The 8,722-nt window shown below is 76.0% G+C and carries 7 protein-coding genes and 1 pseudogene; 1 reads left to right on the top strand and 7 read right to left on the bottom strand.

What is annotated here, in order from left to right:
- Nucleotides 1–132 precede the first annotated feature (132 nt).
- The 3 genes from MTQ10_RS23980 to MTQ10_RS23970 all read right to left on the bottom strand — a co-directional run bounded on the left by MTQ10_RS23980 (nucleotide 133) and on the right by MTQ10_RS23970 (nucleotide 2,598).
- Nucleotides 133–585, bottom strand: a complete 453-nt coding sequence (locus tag MTQ10_RS23980) for an SSI family serine proteinase inhibitor (RefSeq protein ID WP_247472237.1) — start codon at nucleotides 583–585, stop codon at nucleotides 133–135.
- Nucleotides 582–1,961 carry a M14 family zinc carboxypeptidase gene (locus tag MTQ10_RS23975; RefSeq protein ID WP_247472236.1) on the bottom strand — a complete coding sequence of 460 codons (1,380 nt, stop codon included), beginning with the start codon at nucleotides 1,959–1,961 and terminating at the stop codon, nucleotides 582–584. Before MTQ10_RS23975 ends, MTQ10_RS23980 begins: the two co-directional genes overlap by 4 nt.
- A gap of 85 nt (nucleotides 1,962–2,046) precedes the next feature.
- Nucleotides 2,047–2,598: an FHA domain-containing protein gene (locus tag MTQ10_RS23970; protein ID WP_247472235.1), complete on the bottom strand. Its 552-nt coding sequence runs from the start codon at nucleotides 2,596–2,598 to the stop codon at nucleotides 2,047–2,049.
- Nucleotides 2,599–2,789: 191 nt separating this feature from the next.
- Here MTQ10_RS23970 and treZ point away from each other — a divergent pair, with 191 nt between their 5' ends.
- On the top strand, nucleotides 2,790–4,535 hold the full coding sequence (treZ, locus tag MTQ10_RS23965) for a malto-oligosyltrehalose trehalohydrolase (protein ID WP_247472234.1): 1,746 nt from the start codon (nucleotides 2,790–2,792) through the stop codon (nucleotides 4,533–4,535).
- A gap of 332 nt (nucleotides 4,536–4,867) precedes the next feature.
- On the opposite strand, the gene MTQ10_RS23960 is transcribed toward treZ, so the two are convergent.
- The 4 genes and pseudogenes from MTQ10_RS23960 to MTQ10_RS23945 all read right to left on the bottom strand — a co-directional run.
- Entirely contained in the window at nucleotides 4,868–5,818 is a 951-nt protein-coding gene (locus MTQ10_RS23960; RefSeq protein ID WP_247472233.1) for an aminoglycoside phosphotransferase family protein, read from the bottom strand.
- A 68-nt stretch (nucleotides 5,819–5,886) separates the two neighbouring features.
- The gene (locus MTQ10_RS23955) at nucleotides 5,887–7,014 is read right to left on the bottom strand and encodes an aminopeptidase P family protein (protein WP_247472232.1); all 1,128 of its coding nucleotides are present in this window, start codon (nucleotides 7,012–7,014) and stop codon (nucleotides 5,887–5,889) included.
- Nucleotides 7,015–7,387: 373 nt separating this feature from the next.
- Nucleotides 7,388–8,014, bottom strand: a complete 627-nt coding sequence (locus MTQ10_RS23950; protein ID WP_247472231.1) for a PDZ domain-containing protein — start codon at nucleotides 8,012–8,014, stop codon at nucleotides 7,388–7,390.
- 74 nt (nucleotides 8,015–8,088) lie between these two features.
- A pseudogene (locus MTQ10_RS23945) lies at nucleotides 8,089–8,722 on the bottom strand (LysR substrate-binding domain-containing protein); the annotation flags it as partial.

The following is an 8,722-nucleotide window of genomic DNA, read 5'->3' as shown; positions in this document are numbered from 1 at the left end:
GGGCGGGAGCGCCTGATGCCGGGGGCGTGAGTGCCGCCGTGGGCGGGCCGCCCGGTCCGCGCCGTCGAGGTGCGGGCCGGGCTCACCCCGAAGGGCGCCTGCCGGGCTCACCGAGGACGGCGCCGGCCGCGCTCACGCCTCCAGCGCGAACACGTCCCCGGTCCGCGCCGCCATCTCGCACTCGTTCGCGAACGTGTGCGTGTAGTCGACGGGCCGTCCGCCCCACTCCCCCACCGCCCGGACCGTCACCGGCGCGTACACCATGGTGCAGAGGACGTCCTGCGGCGGCAGCGCGGCGATGTCGCCGTCCGTCGCGGCGAGTTCCGCGCAGGCCCGCGCGGCACGCGCGTGCCCCTGCGGCGGGTCGCAGAGCAGCAGCGTGCCCCGCGTGTCGGACGAGCGTGCGTCGCCCCGGGTCACGGTGAGGTACAGCCAGTGCCCGGACGCGGCACCGGACGCGGGTACGGACACGGCCGGGAGCCCGCCCTCCGCGCCCGGCGCGGCGGCGACGGCCGGCTGGGTGCCGGCGGTGAGCAGCGCGGCGGACAGCAGCCCGCCGGCGAGGGTTCGTGCGAGGTACGTCATTCCCTGTGCATCGGCACGGCGGTGCCGGGACACCAGCCCCGCTCACCCGATCGAGCCCCCTCGGCGCGGTGTGCCACCAGGTCGAACGCCGCGAGCACCACCCGTGACTGGTACTCCACCTGGCGTGGGACCGGCACCCAGCGCGCCCCGCAGCCGTCGCGGTAGTCGGCGCACCACAGGTCGATGAGCCGGTCCAGTTCGCTCAGGGCGCCGGCCGCGACGGGGCCCGCGCAGGTGACGAGCTGGTGGAGCAGTCCCGCCGTGCGCAGGGCGAGGCGCCGGCCGGCGATGCGCAGGGCGGCCAGATGGGCGGTCGTCAGGGGCGGCAGCGGCCGGCCCTGGATGTCCCGGTCGGGGTCCCAGGCGTCGGCGAGGCCGGGGCAGACCAGTAAATAGTCGCCGACGGGTGCGAGCAGGCGGGCCGCGTCCGGCACGGCCGCGAGGAGCGGGCGGATCCGCGCCAGCAGCAGCTCCAGCGTGCCGGCGTCGGCGCGCAGGGTGCGGCTGATGGTGCGCAGGGCGGCGTCCCGGTCGGCGGGCGGTGAGCCGTCCTCCACGGCGGGCACGGCCCACATGGGCGCCTCGACGATGGCGGTGACGGTGCCGTAGCGGTGCGGGTGGTACCAGGTGGACTCGACGGCCGCCTCGGTGATCGCGGCGGCCAGGTCGCCGCGCTGGGGCGGCGGTATCAGGTGGACGGCGGGGCCGAGGACGGGCCAGTACAGGGTGTCGTACGGGCCGAGTTCGCGGGGCACGCCCAGGCGGCGTGCGATCCCGGCGACCCGGTCGGGGAGTCCGGGCAGGTCGTGGGTGAGTTCGACGAAGCCGCCGCCGACGTCGACGCCGTGCAGCGACACTTGGAAGAAAGGTTTCAGCTCGTCCTGGAGGCCGAGCAGGGCGCGGGTCTCCGGCAGGGCGGCACCGTCCGCGCCGTCGGGCAGCCACTCGGGCTGCTCCAGGAAGCCGGGGCGGAAGAAGTGCCGGAAGTAGTGGCCGAGGGTGTACGGGCCGGACAGCCAGGCCTCGTTGCGCCGCAGCCCGTCGGGGTCGAGGCACAGCAGCAGGTTCCATGTGGCGTCGGCGCCCTCGGTGAGCGCCGGGTCGGCGAGGGCGCGTTCGGCGAGCCGCAGGACGGTGGCGCCGCCCACGGGTTCGTTGGCGTGCGGTCCGGCGACGACGAGGGCCTGGCGGCTGCCGTGGCCGACGGACAGCAGCCACAGGGGCGCGCCCGCACGGGATGTGCCGACGCGCCGCAGCCGGGCATCCCCGGGGTGGCGGGCGACGAGTGCGGCGGCTTTGTCGGCCAGCTCGTCCGCGCTCGGGTAGCGCAGAAGCGGCGGCAGGGCGCACCTCCACGTGCGGGACCGTCGGTTCACCTGGTGTTCATGGTGTACGCACAGTCAGTCACGGCTCGTCCGCTACGTCAACACCGCGGCGGGCGGGGAAACTCGGTGACGCGGTTCAGTGGGCGGAGAGCCGGTAGGCGACGCTGCCGAAGCCGATCTGGTCGCCCTCGCGGACGACGGCGGCGCCGATGACGCGGCGGCCGTTGACGGTGGTCCCGTTGGTGGAGCCGAGGTCGCGCAGTATCCACAGGCCGCCCTGCCGGCTGAGTTCGGCGTGCATGCGGGAGACCGTCTCGTGGCTCAGCCGCAGCCCGTTGCCGGGGTCGCGGCCGATCCTCAGGGGATGGTCGCTGCCGGGGTGCGGCAGCAGCAGCTTGGGCAGCCGCTCGGCCTGCCAGGCCCTGCGCAGCCGTACCGTGAACCCGGAGACGGCCTCGACGGCGCCGAACACGGCGCGGGAGACACGGTTCTCCTTGGGCAGATCGGCGGTGAGCGCGGCCAGCTCCTCGGACCGGCGGGCGGCGAGCGCCAGTTCCATCCGGTGGAGGAACGTGTCGTGGGACAGGCGGCCCACGGCGGCGCCGTCCCTGAGGGCCTTCAGCGCCCGGTCGCGCTCCGCGTCGGACAGCCGCGCGGGCTGGGCTTGGAACTCGAAGGACGACGTCACGGGTGTGATTGTCGGTCAGCACGGTTCGGGTGTCCAGAAAAGGGAGAAACAGGCCGGCGGGCACGCAGGGGCCACGCGCGCGTGCCCGTGCCGACACCCGCCGCGAAAGCCGTGGTTCGGAAGCGGATCGATCTCGTGTGGCGCAGGATGGACGGGCTACATCACGGTGAGCAGACGAAGGGGAACCGTCCGTGCAGTTCGAGGTGTGGGCACCGCAGGCCGAAGAGGTGTCGCTGGAGTGCGACGGCGTCACGCGCGCGTTGGAGCGAGATCCTGAGCGGGCCGGGTGGTGGACGGGGGTGGCCGAGGCGCGGGACGGATCGCGGTACGGCTTCTCGGTGGACGGCGGACCGGTGCGCCCGGACCCGCGCTCGCGGCGGCAGCCGGACGGCCCGGACGGGCTGAGCGCGGTCGTGGACCACGGCCGGTACGCGTGGCGTGCCGAGTGGGCGGGGCGCGGGCTGCCCGGCGCGGTGCTGTACGAGCTGCACGTGGGGACGTACACGCGTGAGGGCACGCTGGACGCGGCGGCGGAGCGGCTCGGGCATCTGGTGGAACTGGGCGTGACGCACGTGGAGTTGATGCCGGTGTGCCCGTTCCCGGGGCGGCACGGCTGGGGGTACGAGGGGGTGTCGCTGTGGGCGGTGCACGAGCCGTACGGCGGGCCCGAGGCGCTGAAGCGGTTCGTGGACCGGGCGCACGAGCTGGGGCTCGGCGTGGTCCTGGACGTCGTGCACAACCATCTCGGCCCGTCGGGGAATCATCTGCCGGTGTTCGGGCCGTACTTCACCGACCGGCATCAGACGCCGTGGGGTGCGGCGGTGAACCTGGACGCGCCCGGCTCGGACGAGGTGCGGGCGTTCCTGGTGGGCAGTGCGCTGGCGTGGCTGCGGGACTACCGGATCGACGGGCTGCGGCTGGACGCGGTGCACGCGCTGGTGGACACGCGCGCGTACCACTTCCTGGAGGAGCTGTCGGCGGCGGTGGACGCGCTGGCCGCGCAGACGGGCCGGCCGCTGTTCCTGATCGCCGAGTCCGATCTCAACGACCCGCGGCTGATCATCCCGCGCGAGGAGAACGGGCTCGGTCTGCACGCCCAGTGGAACGACGACTTCCACCATGCTCTGCACACGGCGCTCACGGGTGAGGCGCAGGGCTACTACGCCGATTTCGCCCGCGCTCCCTTCGCCGCGCTGGCGAAGACGCTGACCGGGGGGTTCTTCCACGACGGGACGTACTCGAGTTTCCGGGGCCGCAGCCATGGGCGTCCGCTGGACCGGGGCCGGATCGGCGGGCACCGGCTGCTCGGCTACAGCCAGACCCACGACCAGGTCGGCAACCGGGCGCAGGGCGACCGGCTGTCGGCGTCGCTCTCCCCCGGGCTGCTGGCCTGCGCGGCGGCACTGACGCTGACGGCGCCGTTCACGCCGATGCTGTTCATGGGCGAGGAGTGGGCGGCGGGCACGCCCTGGCAGTTCTTCACGGACCACACCGACCCGGAGCTGGCCGAGGCGGTACGGCGGGGCCGGCGGCGGGAGTTCGCGGCGCACGGGTGGGCCGAGGACGAGGTGCCGGACCCGCAGGACCCTGCGACGCGGGAGCGGTCCTGCCTGGACTGGTCGGAGCCGGAGCGTGAGCCGCACGCGCGCGTACTGGACTGGTACCGGCGGCTGATCGCCCTGCGGCACACCCACCCGGATCTGACCGACCCGGACCTGGCCGACATCAAGGTGGCCTACGACGAGGAGGCCCGCTGGCTGGCGTTCCGGCGCGGCGACGTCCGGGTCGCCGTCAACCTGGGCAAGGAGCCCGCCGAGATTCCGCTGGGCACCCGCCCGGCGCGGGTGCTGGCCGCGTGGGACGAGACGGGCGGGCCCGGGGAGGACGGGCTGCTGAGAGTGCCCGGGGAGTCGTGCGTGGTGCTCGAACAGGACTGACGGGCGGCGGGAACGGCGGCAGCGACGGCGGACCTCACCGGGGCAGCGCGGCCGGTCCGCCGCCCGTCCGGCGGACCGGCGAAGGGCGGGCCGACGGACGGGCGGGCCAGCGGACGGGCGGGCCGGCGGAGGACGGCCCGGCGGAGGACGGCCCGGCGGAGGACGGCCCTGCGAAGGGCGGGTCGGCGGAGGACGGGCCGGCGGAGGACAGGCCCGCCAAGGACGGGCCGGCGAAGGGCGGGCCCGCGAAGGACGGCCCGGCGGACGGACGGCCCGGCGAAGGACGGCCCGGCGGACGGGCGGCCCGGCGGAGGACGGGCCAGCGGAGGCTTCTAGATCTCGTCCTCCGGCCCGCTCTCCCGCAGTTCCGTCACCCGTTCCAGCAGGATCGCCTCCCAGGCGCGCCGCAGCTGGGTGCGCAGCAGCGGCAGCGGCGTGGTGTCGCGGCCGTCGAGGCGGGCGGCGAGGTTGAGGACCGTGTCGCAGCGGGCGAGCCACAGTCCGCGCAGGCAGGGGCGGGCGCCGTAGCCGGCGAGGGTGGCGGCGCGGACGGCGGCGCCGGAGCCGACGGCGAGGGCCAGTCCGGCGATGTCCTCGGCCGGGTCGCCGAGAACGGCCCGAGTCCAGTCGAGGACGCCACGGACACGGCCGTCGGCGGTGACGACGAGGTGTTCGCCGCGCAGGCCGTGGTGGACGAGGACGGCGGCGCCGGGCTGGGCGGCGAGCTGGGCGGCGCCGGGCGGGGTGAGCTGGCCCAGCCGGGCCGGGTCGAACTCGTCGGCGTCGCCCAGGGCGCGGGCGGCGGAGACGGCCATACGGCGCAGCGCCTCCAGGGAACGCGGCGGGGTGCGCGGCACGCCGAGCGCCTCGGCCTGCCGGGCCGACACCTCGCGCAGGCCGCTGAGCAGACCGGCCAGGTCGGTCTCGCCGACGGCGGAGACGTCGTGGTCCTCGGCGGTGCCGCCGGGAACCTTCGTGTCGAGGGTGTAGGTGAGACCGGGCGTCCACTCGCCGTGCGCGACGCTGGTCGGCACGGCGACCGGGACGTGCGGGCGGACCAGTTCCCGCAGGCGCAGTTCGCGCCGCTGGCGGACGGCGGAGTCACGGTCGGGGGCGAGGCGCAGCACATGGCGGGTGCCGATCCACCAGGTGGAATGGGTGCCGTCGTCGGCGACGGGCCGTACGTCGGGGCCGGAGCCGCCGTTCGGGCTCTTGCCTTCCTTCAGGAGGGTGCTGACGAGTCGGCGGACGGTGTCCGCCGTGGGTGTCGGTGCCTGGGTCATTGGTTGCGCCGTCGTGTGTCGGTGTGGGTGCCGGGTCCTGCGGGGCCGCTGTTGCTGCTCGGTCCTGTTCAGTCCACTATGACCAGCTCGCGAGTGGTGTTGTTGAGGCGGCGTCCGCCGTCGTCGGTGACCGTGACGATGTCCTCGATGCGCACGCCGAACCGGCCGGGCAGATAGATGCCGGGTTCGACGGAGAAGCACATGCCGGGTACGAGGGGCTGTTCCTCGCCTTCGATCATGTACGGCGGTTCGTGCGTGGTGACGCCGATGCCGTGGCCGGTGCGGTGGATGAAGTACTCGCCGTACCCGGCGTCGGTGATGACGGCGCGGGCGGCCCGGTCGACGTCCTGGCAGGCGGCGCCGGGGCGGACGGCGGCGAAGCCGGCCTGCTGGGCCTCGCGGACGATGTCGTGGACGCGGCGTTCCTCGTCGGCGGGTTCGCCGACGTGGACGGTGCGGGTGGTGTCGGAGCCGTAGCCGTCCTTCAGGCCGCCGAAGTCGAGGACGACCATGTCGCCGTGTTCGATGACGCGGTCGCCGACCTCGTGGTGCGGGTCGGCGCCGTTGGGTCCGGAGCCGACGATGGTGAAGTCGACCTGGGAGTGGCCGTGGCCGCGCAGCAGGTCGGCGAGGTCGGCGCCGACGTCGGTCTCGCGGCGGCCGGCGAACCGCATCGTGCGGATGTCCTCGAAGGCGCGGTCGGCTGCGGCGCCCGCGGCGGCCAGCAGTTCCAGTTCGGCGGCGTCCTTGACGGCGCGGAGCATGGGCAGCGCGTCGGTGAGGGAGGCCCAGCCGCCGTCGGGCAGGGCGCGCTGCAAGGCGAGCAGATGGAGGGCCCACGTGGTGTCGCTGACGCCGTACCGGCCGTGGGGGTCGAGGAGGGCGGCGGTGGCGGCGTAGGGGTCCTTGCCGTCGGTCCAGTCGCGCAGGGTCAGCGCGGGCGCCCCGGCGGCCTTGACGGCGTCCGGGGCCTCCAGGGCGGGGACGACGAGCACGGGGTCGTGGTCGGGGGTGAGGACGAGGAGGGTGAGCCGCTCGGTGACGGCGATGGGCGCGTACCCGGTGAGCCACACCAGGTCGGGGCCGGGAGCGACGAGGAGGCCTGCGAGTCCCGCGTCCGCGGCGGTCCGCACGGCGCGCTCCATGCGGGCGCGGTAGTCGTCGGCGGTGAACGGCGCGGCGGCGGTGCCGGTCATGTGGTCCTCCCTGCGCGGGTGCGAGGACTGACGGGTGTCCCTCCGCGTCGGTCCGTGGCCTGCCAAGCATCCTGCCCGCAGCGCGTGTGCGGCGCGAGCGGATGGGCGGTTCGTCCGGGGCCATCGTGGCGGGGCGGCGCGGCGCGGACCAGTGGTTTTCGCGCACGGCGAGCAAGATCCGGGTGCGTGGGGCTCCCGGTCCACCGGCGTTGACCTGTGCCGGGCCGGCCGGGTCGTGCGGGGGCGGCGCCGGGCGGCCACCACCCGGAGCACAAATTCGTACGACTGTACGAGCGCGGCCGGTGGGAGGCGCGGCCGTACGGTCGGAGACGGAGCCGGCCGCCCTCGGCGCCGCGCGTCCGCTCGCCCCCTCTCACACGACGACGCCCAGCACAGCCCTCAGCTGCTGATACCCCCCACTGCGATGCCGCACCGTCAGCGTCACCTCACTGCCGGGACGGGCGGCGGCGACGGCACGGGCGAGGTCGGCCGCACGGTCGATCCGGGTGCGGTCGACGTTCAGCAGGAGGTCGCCGCGGACCAGCCCCGCCGCGTACCCGGGGCCGGGGACGTGCACACCGGCGACCAGCGCCCCCGGTCTGCCGTCGTCCATGACCTCCACTCCGAGGCTCGCCCGAGCCCCCGGCACCGGGCTCGCGGAAGGCACCGCCGCCGCGGCGGCCGTGGCAGGCGCCGCGGCCTCGGGCCGGCCGGACGCGCCGGGGGCCTGCCCGGCGTCCGGGGTCCGCGGCCCGTGGACCGCCGTGCGCCGGAGGTCGGCGAGCGTGCCCGCGCCGAAAAGCGTCACGCCGACCGCGCCGATGCCGACCCCGGCCAGCAGCAGGACCGTTCCGGCGAGCAGGGCGCACAGCACCGCGGGCAGCCGGCGCCCCCGGCGTCGCGCGGCATGCGGACGCCGGGGCGCCGGGCCGCCGCCGGGACGGGGCTTGCCGGGGTCCCGGCCGGGCATCGGCTTGGGACGCAACGCAGTCGGTTCCATGGATCGCCTCCGGCAGGTGCTCTACCCGGCGTCCCGGCCCTCGATCTGCCACGAACGAGTGAGACTCCCCCCGGTCACCTGTGGGAAGGGACGGCCGGGCAGGCGCCCGGCACCAGGTCAGGCGCCCGTCGTGAGCCGGGGGCCGCCAGGACCGCCGCCGCCCCGCGCGGCTCGCCCGCCCCGACGAGTTCGACGCGGTGGACGAGGCCGGGTTCGCTGAGCGGCACCGCGACCGGGCCGGGGGCGCCGGACGCGGAGGCGGGCAGCAGGGCGAGGCCGGGCCCGGCGGCGACCGGTCCGGCCACGGTGCGCAGGTCGGTGCCGTCGTACCGCGGGGTGGGCCGGAATCCGCGCCCGCCGTCCGCCGCGCGCAGCCGCTCCGGCGGCAGGCCGGCCTCGGGGGCGTCCAGCCAGCGGGCGTCGGCGAAGCCGAGACATCGCCGCCCGCCCGGCCAGGGGTGCCCGGCGGGCAGCCGGACGGCGACGGGTTTCACCGACCCCGCGCGTGGTCAGCGACGCCACGTCGGGCAGCCGCAGCGGGTCGCCGGGGGCGGCGAGCCCGTCGACCAGGCCCAGGTCCGCCTCGCGCGCGGCGACGGCCGCCGGGACCTCCCGGCGCGGCAGCACCCGCAGTGTCGTACCGGCCGCGGGCAGTGCGGCGGGACCGAGCGCGGCCGGCGCGGCAGGCCCCCCGCCCGGCCTCCGCAC

This window comes from Streptomyces sp. XM83C (assembly GCF_023072675.1).
Classification (GTDB): Bacteria; Actinomycetota; Actinomycetes; order Streptomycetales; family Streptomycetaceae; genus Streptomyces; species Streptomyces thermocoprophilus.
This window is presented reverse-complemented; position numbering and strand designations above follow the sequence as displayed.

Coding starts and splice junctions, on each gene's coding strand:
- MTQ10_RS23980 (WP_247472237.1), bottom strand. CDS start 585: ATGACGTACCTCGCACGAACCCTCGCCGGCGGGCTGCTGTCCGCCGCG.
- MTQ10_RS23960 (WP_247472233.1), bottom strand. CDS start 5,818: ATGACCCAGGCACCGACACCCACGGCGGACACCGTCCGCCGACTCGTC.
- MTQ10_RS23955 (WP_247472232.1), bottom strand. CDS start 7,014: ATGACCGGCACCGCCGCCGCGCCGTTCACCGCCGACGACTACCGCGCC.
- MTQ10_RS23950 (WP_247472231.1), bottom strand. CDS start 8,014: ATGGAACCGACTGCGTTGCGTCCCAAGCCGATGCCCGGCCGGGACCCC.